Below are 22267 nucleotides of genomic sequence, written 5' to 3' on the forward strand. Positions count from 1 at the left end.
AAATTATGCAAGCAATTCGCGCATTGATCGCTGAGGACGAAAATATTCTGGCCATCACTTTACAAAAAACATTGGAAAAATTGTGGCCAGAATTACAGATCTTAGAAATTGCAGAAAATGGCGTAGTCGCTGTTAATCAAGCGCTAAAGTTGATGCCAGAAGTGATTTTCTTAGACATCAAAATGCCGGGAAAAACTGGTTTAGAAGTTGCCGAAGAGTTGGCTGAAGAGTGGCCCGCAGACAAAGCGTTTCCCTTGATCGTGTTTGTTACAGCTTATGACGAATATGCGATACAGGCGTTTGAACACGAAGCTTGTGATTATGTATTGAAACCTATTAGTGACGTGCGTTTAGCGAAGACGGTGCAACGTCTGCAGAGTAAGCTGAAGGAGCAAAATTCTTCGTCTTCAACTTCAACTTCAACTTCAGGTTCTGGCGAATTAGATACCATGATCGCGCAATTACGCAATATCGCGCCAAGTATGTTTGCAAACCTCTACCCAGCAAGCGAACGCTTGACGATGATCCGTGCCGCGGTCGGTAATCAAATTCGTATGATACCGGTCGAAGACGTTTTGTATTTCGAGGCCACCGACAAATACATTAACGTCGTTTGTGCCGACCAGGCAAGCTTGATTCGTATGAGCTTGCGCGAATTGTTACCGCAACTTGATCCACAGATATTTTGGCAAATACATCGTAGCTACATTATCAATTCACGTTATCTGCAATTCGCCACCCGCGACGAAACCGGCAAGCTCACTGTGCAAATAAAAGGAAGCAATCAAAAATTGCAAGTAAGTCGTGTGTATGCGCATTTGTTCAAGCAAATGTAAAATTGCTGTTTCCTCTTTAATGTCTATCTAATGTCTCTCTAACGACTCCCTAACTTGGTATCTGCGATGCAAAATATTACTTGGCAATGCTGTTCTTTCTCAGATCTGACGACGATCCAACTGTATACCATCCTACAAGCAAGAGCTGAAGTCTTCGTGCTTGAACAAAATTGTCCGTATCTCGATCCTGACGGTGCAGATATGGAATGCCAGCATTTGATGGCTTGGACCGAGGATCAACAACTTGCAGCGTATTTACGCGTCGTACCGCCAGGGTTGAAATTCGAAGAAGCATCAGTCGGTCGTGTCATTACCAGTAAGTTTGCCCGTGGCAGTGGCATAGGCAAGCAATTGCTGATCAAGGGAATAGCCGCGTGCCAGGCTGCCTATCCGGGGTCAGCGATTCGTATCGGAGCGCAACATTATCTGGAAAAGTTTTATCAGTCTTTTGGTTTTGTGACCGATTCAGATATGTATTTGGAGGATGATATTCCGCATATAGAAATGATCTTGCGCTAATGCTATTTTTTTTGCGTTGAATATGTCAACAGGCCCTAGTTCTTTAACTCTAAGTGGCGATAAATTTGTATTCGGCGATGTGGTTTTCATAGTGAATTTGTGACGAGTTTAATCAACTTTAGATCTCGAACCGAGTGAAAAGCTGTTAACATGGGGCGTAGAAAATGAGCGTAACCGCACATGAAAGAACTACAAGTGAAAACTCTTAAAATTTTGCCTGGATTATGCGCGATTTGCCTGCTGTCAGGCTGTGCTTCCCTCAATCAAGTACAGGCTTGGGAAAAAGGGAAATTGGCGCGACAAGAAATGAAGTTTGATCGTGATCCTTTAGAAGCTAAATTTGTCGATCATATTTATTTTAGTAAAGAAGCCGCGACTGGTGGCAATGGCGTAGGCGGTGGTGGATGTGGCTGTAATTGAGCAAAACTGATCACCGCTGAGAGCACGTTTTGTTATTGAAATCGCCTTCCAAAATCATGATGCCACACACTTCCAGCACCCCTCCGCACGATACTGTGGCGACCGCTTTGTTGACTGCGGCATTATCCCTATTTGCTTGCGATGTCGCGCTAGCTGATGAACCGCCAGAACGTGGCGTGATTGCCTTGAAATATCTCGATTATTTTGACTATCAAACTAGCGCAGATAGGATACGCGTGAAGGCAACTGCCTTGAAATTGATCTCGCCGATCGCTGGTGAATGGGCATTGGGTTCTTCAGTCGTTACCGATGGCATTTCAGGTGCATCACCTGTGTATCACAGCGCAGGGTTGAAGAAAATGCGCGACAGACGTAATGCAGCTGATGTTGATCTCACCCGCTATTTTGAGAATAGCAGCGTCAGTGTGGCAGCGAATTATTCACACGAAGCCGATTACGAATCGAGAGGTTTGTCCTTACAGACTACGTATTCGAGCGCTGATAGAAACACGGTGTTTAGCGCAGCATTGGGTGCCAGCAATGATGAAATCAATCCTGTGAATCATATCGTGCGGCAGGAAAAGAAAATGCTGCGTGATGTGTTGTTCAGCGTGTCGCAAGTGCTTAGTACGGATGATATTGTTCAATTCAATGTGGGCTTCTCCCATGGAACAGGTTATTTTTCTGATCCTTACAAAGTATTTGATCAACGACCACGTGAACGCAATAATCACACCCTGACAGTACGCTGGAATCACCATCTGGAATCTCTGTCTGGTTCTATGCGTTTGAGCTATCGTTATTATGCGGATAACTGGAACATCAAAGCGCATACCTTGAGCGCAGAATATGGACAGCCATTAACACAGGGATGGACGATCACACCGATGCTCAGGCTGTATAGCCAGACTGCCGCAGAGTTTTATGTTGATGCCGGGCCAGAAGATTATCCGTTTCCGCCAAATCCTCCTGCTAAGGCGCGTTACTTTTCTGAGGATCACCGGGTGTCGGCGTTTGGTGCTTTCACCTATGGTGTGAAAGTCAGTAAGCAGATCAATCAGGATTGGGCTGTTGATGTTAAGTTGGAACAATACAAGCAAGCAGCTTCGTTAAAGTGGTTTGGTGCCGGAAGTGCTGGCTTACAATCATTTTATGCACGCAGCCTGCAAGTTGGCGTTTCTCGCCAGTTTTGAAACGGCTGAGAGTTTGATGCAGATATTTAAATTTTCCTTCAATGCGATGGCGTGTAGTTGTGAAATTGTGATTGGATATGATGAGTCAACGCAGTTGCAGGACAATGCAAAGTGCAACGCAAAGTACAACGCACAGAACAGTGCACAGCTGGCTATTGCCGAAGTCAAAAGAATTGAAGCGAAGTATTCCCGCTATCGTGCAGAAAGTGTGATTGGGGTCATTAATCAAGCTGCTGGAAAAACGCCGATTCACTGCGATGCAGAAACCTGGACTTTGTTAGAGTATGCAGACACTTTGTATCGATCTAGTGGCGGTTTGTTTGATATTACAGCGGGAGTTTTGCGTCGCGCATGGAATTTTTCACAAGCGACATTACCAACTGAACAAAGGCTGGCTGAGTTGTGTCGCTTGATAGATTGGTCCGTGCTTGAACGTCACGATCAGCAAATTTATTTACCTAGAGAAGGTATGGAACTGGATTTTGGTGGCTTTGGTAAAGAGTATGCAGCAGATAGAGCTGCTGTGATCCTGCAAGCGCAGCATGTGCGTTTTGGCTATGTTAATTTGGGCGGCGATATTCGCGTCCTCGGACCAAAGCCAGATCAGCAAGCTTGGCAAATTGGGATACAAGATCCGCGTAATGCCAATAACATCATCGCAACTATTCCGATTGAACGAGGCGGCTTGGCTACTAGCGGTGACTATCAGCGATATTTTGAGTTAGACGGACGTCGCTATTGCCATATAGTACATCCGCGTACAGGATGGCCTGTTGACCATTGGCGCTCTATCACCGTCATCGCCGCTTTGACTACAATGGCTGGTAGCTGTACTACAATTGCTATGTTGAAGCAGGAAAAGTGCTTGGAGTTTTTACAACAGGCCGGAGTGAATTATCTTGCGATTGATCGCGACGGACAGCTATACAAAAATCACTAACAAGCAGATCATTAATAAGCAAACCATATCGAGTAAGCCATAACAAGTAAATTGACGCACTGAGTGGACTTACGGTGCGCCAGCAACGACAGCAACGACAGCAATGACAGCAAAGACAGCAAAGACAGCAAAGACAGCAAAGACAGCAAAGACAGCAACGATAGCAACGATAGCTGCGGAAAGACCTCATGCCAATAATTAAAGGAACCGAACAAGACGATTTATGGAGGGTAGTCAATCCAGGTACCTTTGTGATCGACGGTCTTGGTGGGATTGATACCTTAGACCTGGGCACGTCTTTGCGTTCAAGTTATACGATCAAGCAAGCGGCTGATGGCGCCGTCTATGTGGATACGATATCGGGCGCGAGTGGTGAGTTTCATGCCACACTTTATAACTTTGAAAAACTGATCTTTGCAAACAGTACGGAGACCCTAGATCTTGCAACGTATTTTGTTGATACGAGTCCACCAACACTGTTGAGTTTTAGTCCCGTAGATCAGTCGAATAATGTCGCTATTCACAAAGACATCGTCTTTAATTTTAGTGAAAACATCCTTGCTGGGGCGGGTAGTATTTTACTGAAGACAGCAGATGGAAAATTAGTTGAAAGCTTCGATGTCGCCAGCAGCACGCAGCTAACTATCAACGCAAAGTCACTGACGATTAATCCGACTAAGGACTTTCAATATGGTCAGAATTATGTAGTCGAGATCTCTTCTGGTAGTGTTAAAGACCTCAAAGGAAATCTGTTTGCTACATCCCAAACGATCAACTTTAAGACGGTGCTTGGCGAGACCTTCACGGGCACTACTGCCGATGATGTGATTATCAGCAGCGCAGGCAGCGACATTATTGATGGTAGTGCAGGCCGAGATACAGTTGTGTACTCTGGAAAATTATCGGCTTACGCCCTGAGTCATCAACTCAATACGTACAATGTGACGTCTAAAAATGGGGGAGTCAGTGGCGTTATGACTGTCGATAGTTTACGCAATGTTGAATCGCTCAAATTTGATGACATGACCGTCAATCTGCAAATCCAAGCTGCAGCATCAGGCGCACCACCGCAGCATGTACAAAGACTGATAGAACTCTATGTCGCGTTCTTTAATCGTGTACCGGACGCTGATGGATTAGCGTATTGGTTAAGCGAGATGAAAGCAGGGCAAACTATCAATGCAATTGCCGAAACTTTCTATAACGCGGGTGTGCAATTTTCAAACTTGACGGGATTTTCAGCAAGCATGAGCAATGCTGATTTCATCAACGTGATTTATAAAAATGTGCTCGGACGTGTTGATGGTGCTGACCCAGACGGGTTAGCTTATTGGAATGCTGAGTTGGTCGCCGGTAGAGCTAACCGCGGATCGTTAGTGTCGATCATGCTTGACTCTGCTCATCAATTTAAGGGTGATTCGACTTGGGGTTGGGTTGCCAATTTGCTCGACAATAAAATTATCGTCGCAAAGACTTTTGCAATTGACTGGGGCTTGGGTTATGCCAGTTCAAATGACGCCATCTTGCAAGGGATGGCGATTGCAGCGGCGGTCACACCGACCGATACACAGGTAGCTTTGACCTTGATTGGCCTGTCTGCGGCAGACATGCATTTGCTCTAAGGCTGCATTGTGACCACACTTCCACCGCGTTATCCTTGCGACGCGCTCTTCCTTTCGATTACGATGTTAGATTGATCTGGCTTTTTTTTGCCTCCTACCTGTTGTTCGACGGAGTTCAGGAAGAGCTGATGCGGTAGCCTGCAAGCGTAGTCAATAAGCATCGATAAGAACCAATAAGAATCAATAACAAGCAATAATATTCAAATATAACAAGTCAGCACAGGCATAGGCTTTGATGTTCTGATGCGCGAGGGAGACGATATGAGTGAATCGAGCAACGGGCGTGATGGCGATAGTGCCGCGCCCGATATTCGTATGGTGATTGATCAAAAAAGCGCCTTTCCGCCAGTTGCGCGTATCGGTGCCTTTCGGGCTTTTCATTGGTTGTATTTAGGCTGGCAAGATTTTCGTGCAGAACCCTTGGCAGGTTTGTTTTATGGCGTCTGTTTTGCAGTCATGGGTGGCATCTTAAAATTGACGCTGGCGAATGCGCCCGAGTATTTGTCTGCTTTGACTTGTGGATTTCTCTTAGTTGGACCTTTGCTGGCACTGGGCTTATATGATGTTAGTCGCCGTATTGAAAATGTACGCTCTGGCATGTTAGGCAGCGCGTTTTCTATGAGTGGACGCTGGAGTAATATCGGCACTTTTGCAGTGGTGTTAGCGGTGATCATGATGGTGTGGGCTCGGGCATCATTAATTATTTTTGCCTTGTTCTATAACAAGGGCATGCCGACAATGACTGGTTTTTTGGCGAAATTATTTTCTTTGGAAAACGTTGAATTTTTGATTGTGTATGCTTGCGTGGGATTTATCTTTGCCAGCTTGGTATTTGCGATTAGCTGGGTATCGATTCCTCTCATGCTAGATCGCGATACCGATGCGATTACTGCGATGATCATCAGTATCGTTGCCCTGTTCGTGAATGTGCCGTTGACGATGATCTGGGGCTTAAGTATTGTCGCTTTGGTGGTCTTCGGATTTATGACTTGGAATCTAGGGTTTATCGTTGCGATGCCTATCGTCGGACATGCAACTTGGCATGCGTATAAAGAAGTCGTTGGTCCGGCGAATGATCAACGGAATTGAATTAGGGTCTGTTGACATAAATTTTAGGCAAGCGAATGTGCGCAAATGGGCACAGGGCTAGGCGCAAGCTGCGCGGTAGTGCGAGCACTATTAGCAGATTGCAACAACGCCATGTGCCCATTTGAGCCATTCCCGGAGGGTTTCAATCAAAACGCACGATGGACAGCGTTGCATCTCTTGCTGGGGCGGCCAGCCGCAGCGGCGAGATGCGCCTTGCCATCCTGCGTTTTGAGTGAAACGCTTGACTAAAATATATGTCAACAGACCCTAGTAAATCAGATTTTAAATTTGATAAAAAAATGGCGCAGATTTCGATTCTGCGCCATTTTTTATTCGGAGTTCAGCAGATTATTTTAGTGCTGGAATCGCTTGTGGTACCAAAGGTTTGATTGGTTGTTCTTTGAGTTTTTTCTGCAAATAATTCAACGCAGTTTCCAATTGCTTATCCTCACCTTTGAATGTCGCGTTCGGCAAATTATCTACTTCAATGTCCGGTGATACGCCGACACCTTCTACCAACCAACGCCCGTCTTTGACATCAAACTGCGCATTCTCTGCAGCACGTACCATACCGTTATCACTGAGCGTATTCCGGTCAGACAGCCATACGCCTGCACCCGCAGTGCGTTTGCCGACCAGTGGACCGAGATTTAAGGCTTTGACGCCAGCGGCAAAAGTTTCTCCGTCTGAATACGTTAACTCATCAATCAATACGACTAAATGACCACGGAAAGTCTGTTGCATATTTGCGTAAGGCTGTTGTCCGGCAGAGGCCCAGAAAGCCCAAGCTTTGCGCAAGAGTTTTTCGATAATCCAGCTATCAATATTGCCGCCATTGTTCCGGCGCACGTCAATGATCAAGCCATCGCGGTGATAGTTGGCATAGAAATCGCGCGCAAAGCTGGCGACATCCGCTGGTCCCATTGCACGTAGATGCAGGTAGCCTATTTTGCCATTTGATGTGCGATCCACTTTGGTCGCCAGACTTTGCTCCCAATCGCTATAGCGTAGGTTTGCCTGCTTCGCCATATTGATAGGGGACACCAACACCGTTTTGCTAGTCGCACCGCGCTTCACCTGCATCAATATTTGCTTGTCAGCCTGATTGATCAATAGATCAGAAATATCGCGCGCAGCTAATACGTCCTTACCATTGATCATCGTAATGACATCGCCAGTCTTGACATCCAGATCAGGGCTGTCGAGTGGCGCACGTTGTGAAGGCAGATCTGGCTCGCTGCTATAAATATGTTCGATGCGATAACCTTCGCTAGTTTTTGCCAGCACTGCGCCTAAACCCGCAGCCTGGCCATCTGGTGCGGCACGGCGTACTTCACCCGGACGTACTTGAGAATGCAAGGCGCTGACTTCGCTCACCATTAATCCCAACACATCATTGAGTTCGGCGCGATCAGTGACGCGGTCAACCAAAGGTGCATATTTCTCACGCACTTTGACCCAATCGACACCGCGCATTTTGGTGTCATATAAGAAATCTCTATGCATGCGCCAGGCATCCATAAACATTTGTTTCCATTCTTGGCGAGGCTGCGAACTAAAGCTCCAGTCGTCTACTTTGATTTTTGCCTTACTCAAATCACCAGGGGCTTTCGCGGCCGCTTCGACTACGTAGAAATCGCCATTGCCAGCACCTGTATGTAATAGCACGCGTTTTTTATCCAACGACAAATCATAATTACGCACGCCTGCAGCAAAGACTTCGGCTTGTGGTGCGGTTTTGCTGATGGCTAAAGTTTTGACATTGCTGCGGCTGCGGTCACTAGCGTCGCGCTCGAGGAAATACAGACGTTTGTCATCAGCAATTAGACGACGATAGTTACCAGCCGGAACTGGCACTTCATACAGACGTTCTGCCAGACCTTGATAAACGATAGCAGTCGTGGCTTTCTTCGGTGTCGCTCCTACTGCCTTTTTCGTATCGCTCGCATCTTTATTATCTTTGGCGTCCTTTACTTCTTTCGTGTCTTTGCCAGCGTCAGCAAGTTCTGCCTTATCTGCAGATTTCTCTGCAGCTTTGTCATTGTTTTTGCTTAATTCATCATCTGGTTTGAATGGGAAGCGATTACCGGGCTGTAAAGCGAGCGCAAAAATACCTGTGCGTTTATCAAAGTTGGTACCCATATTCCGGTCACCCCAAGGCGCGCCCACACCTGGTTGGAAATTGCGATTGGACAGGAAGTACAGCCATTTACCATCGCTGGAAAAGCTAGGCGACTCTGACTCATAACGGTCAGTCGTGACGAAATGTGTCTGCTTGCTGTCGATATCGTACAGGCCGATTTGATTGCGACCTTGGGTCGTGTTACTGCGCACCATAGCGAGTGTTTTGCTATCAGGTGACCAGACGATTTCATCGTGCGTACCATTACCATCTTTGGCCGCATCATCAATGATGACATTTGATTTGGTCGCTAAATCCAGTAGCCATAAGCGACCACGTTTATCGATGTGTGCCAAGTATTTGCCGTCGGGTGATGGTCCCATCGCCAAACGATGTGTTTCGCCGTCTTTGGTTAATTGTTCAGCTTTGCCATTACCATTTGCGGGAAAACGCCAGATTTCGTTTTCGCCCGTGCTATCGACAAATGCATACACATAACGATCATCATGTGAAAATACAGCTTCGCGGGCACGCGCACCTTCAGGCAAATTGATATCTACTCGGCGTTGCGTTCCCGTACCAGCGATGGTCATTTGACCGCGTGCTGTGAAGACTAATTTCTCATCTTTACTAGCTGCTTGTACATTACTCAAAAATTCTAAAGGGTTTTTGATATAACGTGGGCGTGATTGATCAAAGTCAGACAGCAAGTCCACTTCAACCAACTTATTGCTGAGATTGTTGAGATCAAGCACATGCAAATTGGCGCCGAGTTGATAGACAATTTTGCCGTCACCAGCTTGCGGATTTCTCACTTCCCAATCGCGATGTTTGGTGAGTGCCTGTGCATCGCTGCCATCGACATTCCCTACGTAGATGTTGTATGCGCCATCACGATCACTGAGAAAGTACAGGCGATTTTTCCACAACATAGGACGACGGTTATTTGATTTCTCTTTGGCGAACAACTGAACAGCTTCTGATTTGCCGCTCAAATCATATTTCCATAATTGCGCCAGACCGCCACCGCGATACATTTTGGCATTATCAGCGCGTGTATGCAGGCCGAGTCGGGTGAAGTAGAGTGTTTTGCCGCTACTGTCGATGGCGGCTTCATTGGCATCCGTCAAAGGAAAAATTTGCTTCTGCAAGCTTTGTGGATTAATTGCGGCGATGACTGTTTGCGATGTTGGCCCTTGCGGATTTTGGCTACTGATCAGGACTTCACCTTGCGCGCTCCAGCCGAGTACGTTGACGGCATTATTTTCAAAGCTGATGCGTTTAGGAACGCCACCCGCAGCAGGCATTACATAGGCCTCCTGCGCACCCTCATAAGTGGCAGAAAAAGCGATCCATTGACCATCTTGTGAAATCGCCGAATGCGTTTCTGCACCGAGATGCGTGGTCAACCTTTGGGCTGTGCCGCCATTAATGCCCGCTTTCCATAAATCGCCTTCAGCCGTGAACACAACAGAATCTGCACGTACCGAAGGGAAGCGAATGTAAGCCTTGTTATCGGCGCTGGCATAAGCCGAAGCAATCATTCCTGCCAGAGAGAGTGTGAGAGCGAGTCTTGGAAGTAGGGGACGAATTTTCATGGTTTTTTATTGATATATAGAATTCAAAAAACGGGAATTTCAATTTCCCATCGTTTTATTAATCTGAAATTGAAGATGCTAAGTAGGTTTTGAGACAAGTTGCGGGCATTTTAGTTCTGGGGTTCAGGCCGCTAAATCAATTTAATCCACTATTTTTGGACAAAACTGTTCTTATTTTTTTGTACAAATAAAATTTTATGTTTAAATAGGCAAGAACCTTTTCATTCTTTCCAATATGCAACTTCACTATTATTTTGTTGGCTGTAAGAAACTGACGGTCTTTTGTTGCATTCTGCTTTTATGCGCAGGAATGTCCTTGCCAGTATCTGCGGGCGTGTTGGATGAAGATACCTATGTGAACGAGCGCACAATTGCGCCAACGATTGATTCTCTCAATGAGAACGTGCTTAGTGAGAACGTGCTTAGTGAGAACGTGATCAATGAGAACGCGAATAGCATTACCTTGGTCGGCGAAGATGAGTGGTATCCCTACGCGGCACTGAAGGATGGCAAATTGCAAGGGCTGGCGGTGGATATTATTGAAGCAGCTTTTGCTGCTGTGAAAGTTAAGGTGCAATTCAAATCTGCACCGTATGCGCGCTGTTTGATGTTGGCGGAGTCGGGTCAGGAACTAGCTTGTTTTGATAGTTTGAAAGATGGCAAACTCAATAAAAAATTCCTATTTCATACTGAGCCTATTTTTAGTGCCGAAATTGGCATTTACGCATTAAGTAATTCGGGTGAAAAAAATGTGCAGCTCAGTACTTTACGTGGAAAGCAAGTGGGCGTTACGCATGGCTATACTTATACCGATAAAGTGGATACAGACAATTGGATCATTCGTGAAGTAGCACCTACCGACTTATCTAATTTACGTAAGCTACTTCGTCAGCGTTCGGCCTATTCCTTGGTTTATACACGCGTAGTTGACCACTTGCTGACTCGCTATCCAGATGAGTTTCGAGGAAAGATCAAGCAGGTTGGCAGCCTTAGTCAGAGTGCGTTATTTGTTAGTTTTTCTAAGCAAAGGGCGGAATCTGTGAAATTTGCTGAATTACTGGATGAAGGCTTACGTAAGATCAAGAAGAATGGTGAATATGCCAAAATTGAGCAAAAGTGGCAACATCCGCTTCCTTAACTTTTGCCCGAATTAAGGAAGTCGACGCAAACTGCGTAGATAAAAATTAGTAACCAATAGTTTGCGCAGCTTCATGAACTAATTGCTTAAACAAATCGTGACGCATACTCGCAATTTCTCCACGTTTGACCGCATCCAATACGGTGCAACCAGGCTCGGTATGATGATGGCAATTGTAGAATTTACAGTGTCCCAGATGCGGTAAGAATTCAGGGAATGCGCGCTCCAACATGCCTTCGCTCAAATGATGCAAACCGAATTCCTGAAAGCCAGGCGAATCGATCACATACGTTCGCTCGCCCTGATATTTTTCCATTTGAAACAAACGGGTAAATGTCGTTGTATGTTTGCCGGTGTCTAAGGCAGCAGAGATCTCACGGGTCGCGATGTCTGCATCGGGAATTAAGAGATTGATTAAAGAAGATTTCCCCATACCTGATTGGCCGATCAGAATCGTACTTTGCCCTTGTATCAGCGACAGCATTTTTTCGCGGGTGGCTTCGGCTTGGGCTGTCACAGATACTTCGTGTACTGGATAACCAAGGGAAGCATACAGCCCGACCCGTTCTCTGGCCTTGGGCAGGCTGGCGCTCACGTCAATTTTATTTAAGACGATGTGTGCTTTGATGCCAGAGGATTCTGATGCGACTAAAGCACGGGAAATTAAATCATCCGAAAAGCTAGGTTCAGTCGCGACCACCACAATTAATTGCGTGAGATTAGCCGCCAACATTTTTGATTTATATTGATCGGATCGATACAGTAAAGTGCTGCGCGGCACGATCGCTTCGATCACGCCTTGATTCGCTGAAGTCAGTTGGTATTCGACCACATCACCGACCGCTACATCACTTTTTTTGCCGCGCGTGACGCAGTGTAATTTGATATCTTGAGCTTGAATCAGATAGTGCCGACCATGTGCCGCGATAACGGTGCCTTGCTCAGTCGGCGCAGGTTTTTTTTGCGAGGAAAATTTCTTAGACATGCAGTGTGATTAACCGAAAGTCTGCGTGAAAATGACATCGATCTTTGCGGCACAAATAAAGTCATTTTCTGAGATGCCACCCTTGCCAGCGTTAACAGTGTGCGTATCAAATTTAACGACGCAACGATTGTAAGTGACGATCAATTCTGGATGATGGTCTTCTTCGTGAATGGTGTATGCTATGGCGTTCACAAAGGCGAGCGTCTCGTAATAATTCTTAAAGTTGTAAGTTTTGACGATACGGGGGCCGTCTTGTGCCCAGCCTGGTGTGGCTGCGAAATAGCTTGCCAGTTCGCCGTCTTGCAGACCGATTTCTGTATGTGCCGATTTTTTTGCTAAGAGATCAGAAGTTTTCATGGTATTGAAGTTAGTTTCTTAAATTGTTGTTCAAATTTTTGGTCTATGAAATTACGCCGACAATTAAGTCAAATTAAGTCAAATTAAGCTAAATTAAGTTAATGTCGCCTGTTGATGCAGGTGCGCAATCCGTATGGATGCCGGTGGATGCGAATCATAAAACGCCGAGTGTATTGGGTCTGGCGTTAGCGTGGACGCATTATCTTCATACAATTTAACCAGTGCCGAAACGAGGTCATTAGCATTCGTATGTTTCACTGCAAAAGCATCGGCTTCAAATTCATGTTTGCGTGAGCTGATAGAAGTTAATGGTGATAACACGAAAGTAAACACTGGCAAGGTCAGCATAAATAAAATTAAGGCCATTGCATTATTGGATGAGGCAAACAAAATCGGATCGACACCCAAGCCCGTAAAAAACCAGACTTGCTGTTTCAAATAGCCAAGCAAGGCCAGAAATCCTAGTGATACTGCAAACATGACTATCATACGTTTGACGATATGTTTGAGCTTGAAGTGACCGAGTTCATGCGCTAGTACCGCTTCGACTTCTTGTGGTGCCAGGCGTGTGATTAAGGTGTCAAAGAACACGATACGTTTGGTTTTGCCAAAACCTGAAAAGTAGGCATTGCCATGCGCACTGCGTTTTGAGCCATCCATGACAAACAAACCGCTGGACGCGAAACCCACACGGCTCATCAGGCCTTCAATGCGAGTACGTAAACTGTCGTCTGCCAAGGGGGTAAATTTATTAAACAGGGGCGCGATCCAGGTTGGAAAAATCAACATCATCAAGAGTTGGAAACCACTCCAGACTATCCATGCATACAGCCACCACAAGTCTCCTGATTTGTCCATCAAACTGATGACCACCCATACTAGAGGCAGTCCTATTGCGGCACCGATCAGGCCGCCTTTGATCATGTCGCTGAAAAATAATTTGAGCGTCATTTTGTTAAAACCAAATTTTTCTTCTAAAACAAATTGACGATATAAATCGAAAGGCAGATCCAGTGCGCCACTGATCAGCGCGAAGGCAGCGATCAAGCTCAGTTGATACGTCATGCCATCACCCAGCCATTTATACAGGCTCACAGCCAGCAATTGTAAACCACCAAACAAAGTAAAAGCGAGTAAGACCAATACGCTGATAAATAAGGAAAGCAAGCCAAACTTGGTTTTTGCAATGGTGTAGTCAGCCGCTTTTTGATGCGCGTCTAATCCAATTTTTTCACTAAACTCAGTGGGGACCGCTGCACGATGCTGGCTGACGTGGCGTAATTGGCGTGACGATAGCCAAAATTGCAAACTGACAGTGATACCAAGAAAAACAATGAATAAAACCGAAAACGTGTATGAATTCATGGGAAAATGCTGCTTTATCAGAAAAAGTGTTCAAGGCAATTATCTAAAATTAAACTTTACATTTATAGGACTTACGCAAAACAGACGCTGGCGTCGTTGTGTTCGCCTTGTCGTACAATTTGTACTGTCTGCGGCTCCACGCCTAGCCAGCGCAATTTTGCGTAAGTCCTATTGTTTTAAATGTAAATTAGTTGAAACTGAGTTAAAACTTAGTTGTAATTTTAGAATTGATGCCAAATTAGCGTCCTAGGAAGAATTATGTCACAAGAGAGCAATGTTCAAGTAACTGAAACCACAACCGCAGTTCCAGCCAAGCCAGCTAAACCCAATGAAATGAATTTGATCTGGGTGGATATGGAGATGACAGGACTTGATCCTGACAATGACAAGATCATCGAAATTGCTGTGGTGGTTACGGATATGCAATTAAACATACTGGCAGAAGGCCCGGTTTTTGCGATCCACCAATCCGATGAAGTCTTGAATAAGATGGATGCCTGGAACAAAGGAACCCACGGTCGTTCGGGCTTGATTGATCGGGTAAAGGCTTCCACGGTAACGGAAGCGGATGCAGAAAAAGCCTTAATCGCTTTCCTGAAATCCTTTGTGCCAGCAGGTAAATCGCCGATGTGCGGCAACACGATCTGCCAGGATAGGCGCTTTATGTTCCGTGGTATGCCTAAGTTGGAAGAATTTTTCCACTACCGCAATCTTGATGTGTCGACGCTCAAGGAATTGTGCCGCCGTTGGAAACCAGCTTTAAGCAGTGGTTTTAAAAAGCATCAAAAACATACGGCCTTGGCCGATATCATTGAGTCTATCGAAGAGTTGAAATACTATCGCGAGCACTTTATCAAGGAGTAAATTCTGGAGTAAATTCTGGAACAAATTCCGAATAGACGAAAAAATGGCTGACCGCAAACAGGTCAGCCATTTTTTTTGCAGAAATTGAAGTGAATTGGGGGATTACACGCCCAATAATTCCACTTCAAAAATCAAAGTTGCATTCGGTGGAATGACGCCGCCTGCGCCACGTGGACCGTAGCCAAGTGCGGCAGGGATCGTTAAAACACGGGTGCCGCCCACTTTCATTCCTTGCACGCCTTCATCCCACCCCTTGATTACTTGACCAGCGCCGAGTGCAAACTCAAATGGTGTGCCACGGTCTTTGCTGGAATCAAATTTTTTGCCAGCGCTGCCGTCTGGATTTTGTAACCAGCCTGTGTAATGAACTTCAACATTTTGCCCAGTAGTCGCTTCTGCGCCCGTACCTTCGATTTTGTCTTCGTACTGTAAGCCGCTGACGGTGGTGATTGATGACATAAAATTTCCTTGAGATAAATAGGTAAAACAAATTAGGGTAAGTCCGGATAGTCTGATATTGAGTAGGTCGAGTAGCTCAGTTGCAACTTAGTTTCAGCTCAATTTCGGCTCAATTTCGGCTCAATTTCAACTCAATTTCGGCTTAAGGGTGCCATTTTAGTGGAAAACCTCATCGCCTTGTCAGCTTCATCTAGCGCGCTTAGCTTGCTTGCCGCAATTGCAAGGTAAAATAGGCCTTTGCACTAACTGTTGGTAAAGGTAGTTACAATGAATTTCACTGCAGTATTACGTTCTTGGGCACGCGCGTTGTCGACGCAGTTTCGCTTCAAAATATTATTATTGAGCGTGATTCCTTTACTGATTTCTTTGGCAGTATGGGGTGGATTGATGGCTTGGCGCTTGCAGGCTGTGTTTGATTTCATACAATCCTATTTTTCCAATCACGATGGTTTTACTAATGCTAGTGCGATTCTGAACTCACTCGGCTTGTTAGCTTTAAAAACCGTGATCGTTCCATTATTAGCGATGTGGTTGTTATTGCCTTTGGTGATCATTACCAGCCTCTTATTTATCGGCGTACTGGTGATGCCGACGATCGCTAAACACGTAGGGCAACGCGATTTTCCGCAACTCGAACTGCGCCGGGGAAGTTCATTTTTGGCTAGTCTGGGGTTTTCTCTCGGGTCTTTTTTTCTTTTTGTGTTTGCCTGGGTCGTGACTTTGCCGCTGTTTTTTGTGCCGCCAATCTATGTTTTGGTACAGCCATTATTGTGGGGTTGGCTAACCTATCGTGTAATGAGTTATGACGCGCTTGCCCCCTTTGCCGATAAGCAGGAGCGCCAATTACTGGTCGCCAGACATCGCGGTTCTTTGCTTTTAATTGGCCTTATCGCTGGATGGTTTAGTGGCCTGCCTTCGATGTTGTGGATGGGCGGAGCGATGTCGATGGCCTACGTCGCATTTTTCCCTATTTTTGTTAGCTTGGCGATCTGGGCTTATTTACTAATCTTTATTTTTACCGGCTTGTGGTACCAACATTTTTGCCTTGATGCTTTGCAAGTATTGCGTCAGGAACGACATGCAGAAGTAATTTGAATAATTTAACGCTTAAGTGAGTACGCTTGAGTGCATACTCATAAACGCTTAAATCACGATGGAGTAAACGATGGCAATTGGTTTGATTATTGTGGGTGATGAAATTTTGTCTGGCAAACGGGTTGATCAGCATTTGCCGAAAGTCATTGCGCTCTTGAAAGAGCGCGGTTTAAGCCTAGATTGGGCAGAGTATGTGGGTGACGACAGAGCCAGAATTACAGCGACTTTGCAGCGTAGTTTCGCGAGTGGCGACATTGTATTTAGCACGGGGGGAATCGGTGCGACACCCGATGATCACACTCGCCAGTGTGCAGCGGCGGCATTAGGTTTGTCTGTGGTTTTGCATCCTGAAGCGCAAGAGTTGATTCATCAACGTATTGTCGAAATGAATTTAACCCTTGATATTCCTACTGAATTGTATGGTCCTGATTACTGGCGTCGTTTGCAAATGGGAGAATTCCCTGAAGGTGCAGCCATCATTCCAAATTCCTTCAATAAAATTCCCGGATTTGCGATCAATAATCACTATTTTGTACCAGGCTTTCCAGTGATGGCGTGGCCTATGATTGCTTGGGTGTTAGATACGCATTATTCCCATCTATTTCATCAACAGCCGCATGATGAAAAAGCCTTGTTAGTCTACGAGATTGCAGAGTCCACGCTAACGCCCATGATGGAAACATTGGAAGCAGCATATCCCTTGATCAAAGTGTTCAGTCTGCCCAGTGTAGGCAGTGAAACAATACGCCGTCATATCGAATTGGGTGTCAAAGGTGAGCCAACTCAAGTTGCAGCAGCCTTTGTTGAAATGTGTTCAGGTTTAGATGCACTAAGAGCTGAGTACGAGCTTATCTGATATCGCTAAGATGTCCGGATGAATCGCTGAATCAACGTGGACCATCTACTGATTTGACATGGAATACTTATGCCTAAGATTAAATTTACGCTGATTTCGACCAAAGATGCCTTATTCGCGTTTGGTCCTATCGTCTTGATGGTGATCGCGGTCTTGTTTGCGGCGTATTACTTTGTTGACCCCGCTCCGGGTAAAACTTTGGATTTCAGTGCAGGTCAGGAAAACAGCGCATACGAAGGTTTTGCCAAACAGTATGCAGAAGAGTTGGCAAAGAATCAGATCACGGTTCGTGTACATAAGTCGCAAGGTTCGCAAGAAAATTTACGTCAAATTAGTGACTCGGAATCGAATATTGACATCGGCTTTGTGCAGAGCGGATCGACCAATCAGGCAGACGCTGAAGCGAATGGATTGACTTCTCTTGGCAGCTTGTTTTATGAGCCAATCTGGATTTTTTATCGCGGTAAAAAAGAACTTGCTAACTTGCGCGAATTAAAAGGGCAAAGAATTAATCTTGGCCCTGATGGCTACGGTGTACGACGTTTGTTTCAACAGATTTTAGAAGTGAATAATCTGGAAGAAAACGATGTGCATATCCAGCAATTAGAAAGCACACCCGCCACGGTCGCTTTTATAGAAGGGAAGGTGGACGTATTGGTGATGAGCTCTGCATCAGATTCTTTACTCGTGCAAATGTTATTGCAAACGCCGGGCGTTAAGTTATTTGATTTTGTGCAGGCTGAAGCTTACACGCGTCGCTTTCCATTCTTGTCGCATGTGTTGCTGCCGCGCGGCATAGTGAATATGGGCAAGGATATTCCATCGCGCGATTATCATTTGATTTCTCCGACTGCTACCCTAGTTGCGCATGAAAGCTTGCATCCGGCCTTGATCAGTTTGTTTTTACAAGCTGCCAAAAAAATACACGGTGGTGCGAACTGGTTTAGCCGACAAGGAGAGTTTCCTTCTGATCGATTTACCGAAATTGCGGTTGAACCGCAGGCAGAAAAATTTTATAAAAATGGCCCCCCATTTTTGCAGCGATATTTGAGTTTTTGGATGTCGAATTTTTTAGAGCGTATGTGGGTCTTGCTCATTGCTTTCGGGGCTTTGGCTTTGCCATTGTCAAAGATTATTCCACCGCTGTACGTGTGGCGAGTTAGATCAAGAATTTATCGTTGGTATGGCCAATTACGTTCGGTTGAACACACCTTAGACGATGCAACGCCGAAACAACGTAAGCAAATTGCGCAGGAGCAATTGCAGCGTTTAAACGAGATAGAAATGAAAGTAAATCATATTTCCATCCCTTTATCGTATGCAGAAGAATTGTATGGGCTGCGTAGTCACATTCAATTTGTCCGTAAGCGTATCGTTGACGGCGAGTAGAAAGCAGTAGAGAGGGAGGGCGCTTACTAAAGAAGTTGTGGCGAGAATCTAAAACTCAGGTACCACCTCAGCACAGAGACACACGAAATCACAAGATGGAGGGGAGTATCTTGCTCTTTCACAGGTAGGTGTGTGCCTCTGTACGTCAGTGGTTCTTTTTGCATAGCTTTCAATCAGCCTTGTTGTCCTGCTGTCATTCCCTAAAAATTTACCAGGAAAATTCAGCAGCTTGGACTATCGGGCTAAGTGAAAGTTCTTTCAAATTGTCTAAAATTTGTAAGCGACACCAACTGAAAACACATTGTTGATCGTCTTTGCGCTATTCGTGCCGCTAAATTTACTTGGAAGGCGATCCCAATCTGCAGTCAATGCAACTTCTTTCGTCAAGTTGTAGCGCATACCTAAGCCAATTGCAGGCATAAACCAAGCTTTCTCAGAATCCTTGCCTCCAGCCGTGAAGTCGACGTTACTGCGAGCGTAGCTAGTACCAATCTTGCCGGTCACGCCAAAAGTTTCGTTGCCCAAGTCAACTTTATAAAAAATGCCAGCGCCAGTCGATTTGCCTGTGCCATTTTTCAATGTTGATGCGGTATGGAAAGTGCCTTTGGTATCACCGATTTGATACAGCATGCCTTCTATGCCCTGGGTTAAGGTGAATCCATTGTAGGGAGTGCTGGCGAAGTTGTAGCCGCCAAAAATTTTGCCCGTGCTTTTGCTGGCGCGTTCGCAGACAGCACCGACTGCACAGTTCAAATCAGAAGTAGTACGTACACCCCAGGCAGCGCCTAAGTAGGAATCCGCCGCTTGAGCATTGGCGGCAAATGCCATTGCGCCGATGGAGGCAGCGATCGCCAAGGTAGTGGAAACAGCACGTTTGAATGTCAACATAAAATCCTCTTGGTAAATTCAAATTGAAGCAAATTGAAACTAATGAAAGCTCTGTGATTGGAAGCTTTGAGCCTAGTGTCGAAACTCGTTGTTTCTGCACTTCAGCTTGGGAGGCAGTGTCGGTAGTTACACAAAGGAATGCCAAAATTACTTCGCGAGGCTAATCAGAAGAGATCTGTGGTACTGTTTTCCAGTACTTTTTTTGATTTTTGAACTTTTGAAGAGATTTTGAAGCGTGTGTGACTGACTGGAATTGAGATAAATATCAAATATTTTTGAATGATTTGAGTGGCTTAAGCAGATCGCGCAAATTATTGTGATCGATTTCGTACATGAGTTCTAATAAACGGCCGATTTCACCACGTGGAAAACCGCTGCGCGCAAACCAGCCCAGATAATCTCCGGGCAGATCTGCTAATAGGCGCCCTTCGTATTTGCCATAAGGCATGGTCTTGGTTACGAGCGAAATCAAATCTTCTGTTTGCATACGTAGTCTAGTAGTTTGCAGCTCTTCGTTTGGTGGGATAGATAGTATTACGTCAAAAATTTTGAAGTGACGATGCTACAATTCTTCGCATCAGTCTCCATTTTATAGAAACCTGCCTGCTATGAACATGCCAATATCTTCGCTGTATCCAACTCCTTACGAATCAGGGAATCAAAATCAAACAACTACGTGGGAAAACTGCATTCCTTTTTACGAAAAATTGGCACGGGATTTTCCACAAATTTTACGTTTTGAACAAATTGGCGTGTCGGATAGCGGCCTTCCTATGCATGCTGGTGTGATCACTGCAGATGCCGTGTTTGATCGAGCTAGCTTGAAAGCAGCAGGTCGTCCGGTGTTTTTTAATAATAATGGCATTCATCCTGGCGAGCCAGAAGGCATCGATGCTTGCATGGCCTTAGTGCGTGATTTTTGCCTGCAACCTGAACGTCTGGCTGCTTTGGGTAAAACCGTATTTTTATTTATTCCGGTGTATAACGTCGATGGATGCTTGAATCGTCAAGACACGTCACGGGTGAACCAAGATGGACCGGAAATGTTTGGTTTCCGCGCGAACGGACGCAATCTGGATTTGAATCGTGATTTCATTAAATGCGATAGCTTAGCAGCGCAGGTTTTTAATCGTTTCTTTACGATGTGGGATCCAGATGTCATGGTCGATACTCACACGTCGAATGGTGCAGATTATAGTTATACGATGACCTTGATTCAGACTCAGGCGGATAAGCTGGGTGACGGCTTGGGGCCATTTTTGCGTAACACCATGCTGCCGACGATTTATGCCAATATGGAACAGCGCGGTTGGCCAACTTGTCCGTATGTGAATCCAGTCAAAGTGACACCCGATGATGGCATTGAAGATTTCTTGGAAGTCCCGCGCTTTTCGACTGGATTCGCCGCCTTGCATCACACGATAGGCTTCATGCCAGAAACGCATATGTTAAAACCCTATGCAGATCGCTACGACTCTATGCGTAGCTTGGTCGAAGTAGTGTTAGATTTTACGATTGCACATGCGACCGAAATTCAAGCATTGCGTGCTCAGGCGCGTCAAGCAGCGACACAAAAAACGCAATGGCCAGTGAGTTGGAAAGTCGATCATTCGCGGCCTTCCAGTTTCCGTTTTAAAGGCTATCAAGCCGTGTATAGCCCAAGTAAGATTGGAAACTATATGCGCTTATCATATGATCGCAATCAACCATGGGAAAAAGACATACTCTACTATGACAATTTTGTAGAAGACCTTGTAGTTAAAACCCCGAAAGCGTATTTGATTCCACAAGCCTGGCGCGAAGCGATAGAACGCCTGGAGTGGAATGGCGTCATTCTACGCCGACTAGAAGCGGATCAGCAACTGCAAGTACAGAGTTATCACATCAAGCAAGTGACATCCAGAGCAAATGCTTATGAAGGTCACATGTTTCATGATGAAGTTGAATTGCAAGCAGTGCGAGAAATGTTCTTAGCGAGAGCAGGTGATTATGTGGTGGACTTGAATCAGCCTAATGCCCGCTATGCAATTGAGACTTTGGAACCACAGGCGCACGATAGTTTTTTCCGTTGGGGATTTTTTAATAGCGTCTTAGAGAAAAAAGAAGCTTTCTCTGACTACGTGTTCGAAGATAGCGCGTACGAGATGCTGCAAGCCGAGCCAGAATTGGCGGATAAATTCGCATCGTGGAAAGCAGCTAACCCAACTTTGCTCAATAATCAGGAAGCAGTATTGGCGTTTATTTTTGCACATGGCAAACGATTTAATGAGCCTGAATGGTGTCGTTATCCGGTTTATTCTATCGTCTGAAAATAACGTCGAATGGATATTGTCTTCTACGAATATATGCAACAGCCACGGTATTGGATAGCTCGTGATAAAGATGGCTACTGGTTAGTGCCGGCAAGAGAGCAGGGCTGGCACGAACGTTCTCCTTTTGTCGGGCATGCGATTAATTTGATTCCCTTGTTGGATTTCGATGGGATAGATTTGGGTTTGCCTGAGTCGCATGTTTGAATTGCGTGCTTGAATT

Annotated in this window: 21 protein-coding genes; 14 read left to right on the top strand and 7 right to left on the bottom strand. The window is 45.5% G+C overall.

The annotated features are described in order from the left end of the window. Positions 1–5 precede the first annotated feature (5 nt). The 7 genes from H8K55_RS14580 (at position 6) to H8K55_RS14610 (ending at position 6619) form a co-directional block, all read left to right on the top strand. Positions 6–836, top strand: a complete 831-nt coding sequence (locus H8K55_RS14580) for a LytR/AlgR family response regulator transcription factor (protein WP_186942795.1) — start codon at positions 6–8, stop codon at positions 834–836. A 66-nt stretch (positions 837–902) separates the two neighbouring features. After that, positions 903–1355 (top strand): GNAT family N-acetyltransferase, encoded by a 453-nt coding sequence (locus H8K55_RS14585; protein ID WP_186942796.1) that lies wholly within the window; start codon positions 903–905, stop codon positions 1353–1355. 180 nt (positions 1356–1535) lie between these two features. Further along, positions 1536–1775, top strand: a complete 240-nt coding sequence (locus tag H8K55_RS14590) for a DUF4266 domain-containing protein (RefSeq protein WP_186942797.1) — start codon at positions 1536–1538, stop codon at positions 1773–1775. A 56-nt stretch (positions 1776–1831) separates the two neighbouring features. Beyond that, positions 1832–2968 (top strand): DUF3570 domain-containing protein, encoded by a 1137-nt coding sequence (locus H8K55_RS14595; protein ID WP_230408637.1) that lies wholly within the window; start codon positions 1832–1834, stop codon positions 2966–2968. A 16-nt stretch (positions 2969–2984) separates the two neighbouring features. Beyond that, entirely contained in the window at positions 2985–3908 is a 924-nt protein-coding gene (locus H8K55_RS14600) for an FAD:protein FMN transferase (RefSeq protein WP_186942799.1), read from the top strand. Between the two features lie 188 nt (positions 3909–4096). Then, positions 4097–5530, top strand: coding sequence for an Ig-like domain-containing protein (locus H8K55_RS14605; RefSeq protein ID WP_186942800.1), 1434 nt, complete (start codon positions 4097–4099; stop codon positions 5528–5530). 261 nt (positions 5531–5791) lie between these two features. Further along, positions 5792–6619, top strand: coding sequence for a DUF2189 domain-containing protein (locus H8K55_RS14610; protein WP_222612485.1), 828 nt, complete (start codon positions 5792–5794; stop codon positions 6617–6619). A gap of 348 nt (positions 6620–6967) precedes the next feature. On the opposite strand, the gene H8K55_RS14615 is transcribed toward H8K55_RS14610, so the two are convergent. After that, positions 6968–10339: a S41 family peptidase gene (locus tag H8K55_RS14615; RefSeq protein WP_186942801.1), complete on the bottom strand. Its 3372-nt coding sequence runs from the start codon at positions 10337–10339 to the stop codon at positions 6968–6970. 310 nt (positions 10340–10649) lie between these two features. Between H8K55_RS14615 and H8K55_RS14620 the strand changes: the two genes are divergently transcribed. Then, positions 10650–11477 (top strand): substrate-binding periplasmic protein, encoded by an 828-nt coding sequence (locus H8K55_RS14620; protein ID WP_186942802.1) that lies wholly within the window; start codon positions 10650–10652, stop codon positions 11475–11477. 46 nt (positions 11478–11523) lie between these two features. Here H8K55_RS14620 and rsgA read toward each other — a convergent pair whose 3' ends face one another. From rsgA to H8K55_RS14635, 3 genes are all read right to left on the bottom strand, one after another. Continuing rightward, positions 11524–12462, bottom strand: a complete 939-nt coding sequence (gene rsgA, locus H8K55_RS14625) for a ribosome small subunit-dependent GTPase A (protein WP_186942803.1) — start codon at positions 12460–12462, stop codon at positions 11524–11526. 9 nt (positions 12463–12471) lie between these two features. Next, on the bottom strand, positions 12472–12819 hold the full coding sequence (locus H8K55_RS14630; RefSeq protein WP_186942804.1) for a 4a-hydroxytetrahydrobiopterin dehydratase: 348 nt from the start codon (positions 12817–12819) through the stop codon (positions 12472–12474). A gap of 93 nt (positions 12820–12912) precedes the next feature. Further along, entirely contained in the window at positions 12913–14184 is a 1272-nt protein-coding gene (locus H8K55_RS14635; protein ID WP_186942805.1) for a M48 family metallopeptidase, read from the bottom strand. 258 nt (positions 14185–14442) lie between these two features. Here H8K55_RS14635 and orn point away from each other — a divergent pair, with 258 nt between their 5' ends. Beyond that, on the top strand, positions 14443–15048 hold the full coding sequence (orn, locus tag H8K55_RS14640) for an oligoribonuclease (RefSeq protein WP_186942806.1): 606 nt from the start codon (positions 14443–14445) through the stop codon (positions 15046–15048). Positions 15049–15150: 102 nt separating this feature from the next. Here the strand turns inward: orn and H8K55_RS14645 are convergent, their stop codons facing one another. Continuing rightward, on the bottom strand, positions 15151–15507 hold the full coding sequence (locus H8K55_RS14645; RefSeq protein WP_186942807.1) for an FKBP-type peptidyl-prolyl cis-trans isomerase: 357 nt from the start codon (positions 15505–15507) through the stop codon (positions 15151–15153). Positions 15508–15774: 267 nt separating this feature from the next. On the opposite strand from H8K55_RS14645, the gene H8K55_RS14650 reads away from it, so the two are divergent. The 3 genes from H8K55_RS14650 (at position 15775) to H8K55_RS14660 (ending at position 18847) form a co-directional block, all read left to right on the top strand. Continuing rightward, positions 15775–16602 (top strand): EI24 domain-containing protein, encoded by an 828-nt coding sequence (locus H8K55_RS14650; protein WP_186942808.1) that lies wholly within the window; start codon positions 15775–15777, stop codon positions 16600–16602. A gap of 70 nt (positions 16603–16672) precedes the next feature. Continuing rightward, positions 16673–17458: a competence/damage-inducible protein A gene (locus H8K55_RS14655; protein ID WP_186942809.1), complete on the top strand. Its 786-nt coding sequence runs from the start codon at positions 16673–16675 to the stop codon at positions 17456–17458. 69 nt (positions 17459–17527) lie between these two features. After that, a complete protein-coding gene (locus tag H8K55_RS14660) occupies positions 17528–18847 on the top strand; it encodes a TAXI family TRAP transporter solute-binding subunit (RefSeq protein WP_186942810.1) in 1320 nt (439 codons plus the stop codon). 267 nt (positions 18848–19114) lie between these two features. On the opposite strand, the gene H8K55_RS14665 is transcribed toward H8K55_RS14660, so the two are convergent. Together H8K55_RS14665 and H8K55_RS14670 are read right to left on the bottom strand one after the other, a co-directional pair. Then, positions 19115–19735 (bottom strand): outer membrane beta-barrel protein, encoded by a 621-nt coding sequence (locus tag H8K55_RS14665; protein ID WP_186942811.1) that lies wholly within the window; start codon positions 19733–19735, stop codon positions 19115–19117. A gap of 265 nt (positions 19736–20000) precedes the next feature. Then, entirely contained in the window at positions 20001–20222 is a 222-nt protein-coding gene (locus tag H8K55_RS14670) for a DUF3820 family protein (RefSeq protein ID WP_186942812.1), read from the bottom strand. A gap of 127 nt (positions 20223–20349) precedes the next feature. On the opposite strand from H8K55_RS14670, the gene H8K55_RS14675 reads away from it, so the two are divergent. Together H8K55_RS14675 and H8K55_RS14680 are read left to right on the top strand one after the other, a co-directional pair. Continuing rightward, positions 20350–22044, top strand: a complete 1695-nt coding sequence (locus H8K55_RS14675; protein ID WP_186942813.1) for a M14 family zinc carboxypeptidase — start codon at positions 20350–20352, stop codon at positions 22042–22044. A gap of 12 nt (positions 22045–22056) precedes the next feature. Next, positions 22057–22251: a hypothetical protein gene (locus H8K55_RS14680; RefSeq protein WP_186942814.1), complete on the top strand. Its 195-nt coding sequence runs from the start codon at positions 22057–22059 to the stop codon at positions 22249–22251. The last annotated feature ends 16 nt before the right edge of the window (positions 22252–22267 follow it).

It is taken from the genome of Affinundibacterium flavidum, from assembly GCF_014284175.1.
In the GTDB taxonomy this organism is placed as follows: Bacteria; Pseudomonadota; Gammaproteobacteria; order Burkholderiales; family Burkholderiaceae_D; genus Undibacterium; species Undibacterium flavidum.

Excerpts from the sequence above, each read along its gene's own strand:
- H8K55_RS14655 (WP_186942809.1), top strand. The coding sequence starts at position 16,673 with ATGGCAATTGGTTTGATTATTGTGGGTGATGAAATTTTGTCTGGCAAA.
- H8K55_RS14580 (WP_186942795.1), top strand. The coding sequence starts at position 6 with ATGCAAGCAATTCGCGCATTGATCGCTGAGGACGAAAATATTCTGGCC.
- H8K55_RS14620 (WP_186942802.1), top strand. The coding sequence starts at position 10,650 with ATGTCCTTGCCAGTATCTGCGGGCGTGTTGGATGAAGATACCTATGTG.
- H8K55_RS14630 (WP_186942804.1), bottom strand. The coding sequence starts at position 12,819 with ATGAAAACTTCTGATCTCTTAGCAAAAAAATCGGCACATACAGAAATC.
- H8K55_RS14585 (WP_186942796.1), top strand. The coding sequence starts at position 903 with ATGCAAAATATTACTTGGCAATGCTGTTCTTTCTCAGATCTGACGACG.
- H8K55_RS14615 (WP_186942801.1), bottom strand. The coding sequence starts at position 10,339 with ATGAAAATTCGTCCCCTACTTCCAAGACTCGCTCTCACACTCTCTCTG.
- H8K55_RS14650 (WP_186942808.1), top strand. The coding sequence starts at position 15,775 with ATGAATTTCACTGCAGTATTACGTTCTTGGGCACGCGCGTTGTCGACG.
- H8K55_RS14670 (WP_186942812.1), bottom strand. The coding sequence starts at position 20,222 with ATGCAAACAGAAGATTTGATTTCGCTCGTAACCAAGACCATGCCTTAT.
- H8K55_RS14605 (WP_186942800.1), top strand. The coding sequence starts at position 4,097 with ATGCCAATAATTAAAGGAACCGAACAAGACGATTTATGGAGGGTAGTC.
- H8K55_RS14600 (WP_186942799.1), top strand. The coding sequence starts at position 2,985 with ATGCAGATATTTAAATTTTCCTTCAATGCGATGGCGTGTAGTTGTGAA.
- H8K55_RS14645 (WP_186942807.1), bottom strand. The coding sequence starts at position 15,507 with ATGTCATCAATCACCACCGTCAGCGGCTTACAGTACGAAGACAAAATC.
- H8K55_RS14595 (WP_230408637.1), top strand. The coding sequence starts at position 1,832 with ATGATGCCACACACTTCCAGCACCCCTCCGCACGATACTGTGGCGACC.
- rsgA (WP_186942803.1), bottom strand. The coding sequence starts at position 12,462 with ATGTCTAAGAAATTTTCCTCGCAAAAAAAACCTGCGCCGACTGAGCAA.
- H8K55_RS14635 (WP_186942805.1), bottom strand. The coding sequence starts at position 14,184 with ATGAATTCATACACGTTTTCGGTTTTATTCATTGTTTTTCTTGGTATC.
- H8K55_RS14590 (WP_186942797.1), top strand. The coding sequence starts at position 1,536 with ATGAAAGAACTACAAGTGAAAACTCTTAAAATTTTGCCTGGATTATGC.
- H8K55_RS14680 (WP_186942814.1), top strand. The coding sequence starts at position 22,057 with ATGGATATTGTCTTCTACGAATATATGCAACAGCCACGGTATTGGATA.
- H8K55_RS14675 (WP_186942813.1), top strand. The coding sequence starts at position 20,350 with ATGCCAATATCTTCGCTGTATCCAACTCCTTACGAATCAGGGAATCAA.
- H8K55_RS14665 (WP_186942811.1), bottom strand. The coding sequence starts at position 19,735 with ATGTTGACATTCAAACGTGCTGTTTCCACTACCTTGGCGATCGCTGCC.
- orn (WP_186942806.1), top strand. The coding sequence starts at position 14,443 with ATGTCACAAGAGAGCAATGTTCAAGTAACTGAAACCACAACCGCAGTT.
- H8K55_RS14660 (WP_186942810.1), top strand. The coding sequence starts at position 17,528 with ATGCCTAAGATTAAATTTACGCTGATTTCGACCAAAGATGCCTTATTC.
- H8K55_RS14610 (WP_222612485.1), top strand. The coding sequence starts at position 5,792 with ATGAGTGAATCGAGCAACGGGCGTGATGGCGATAGTGCCGCGCCCGAT.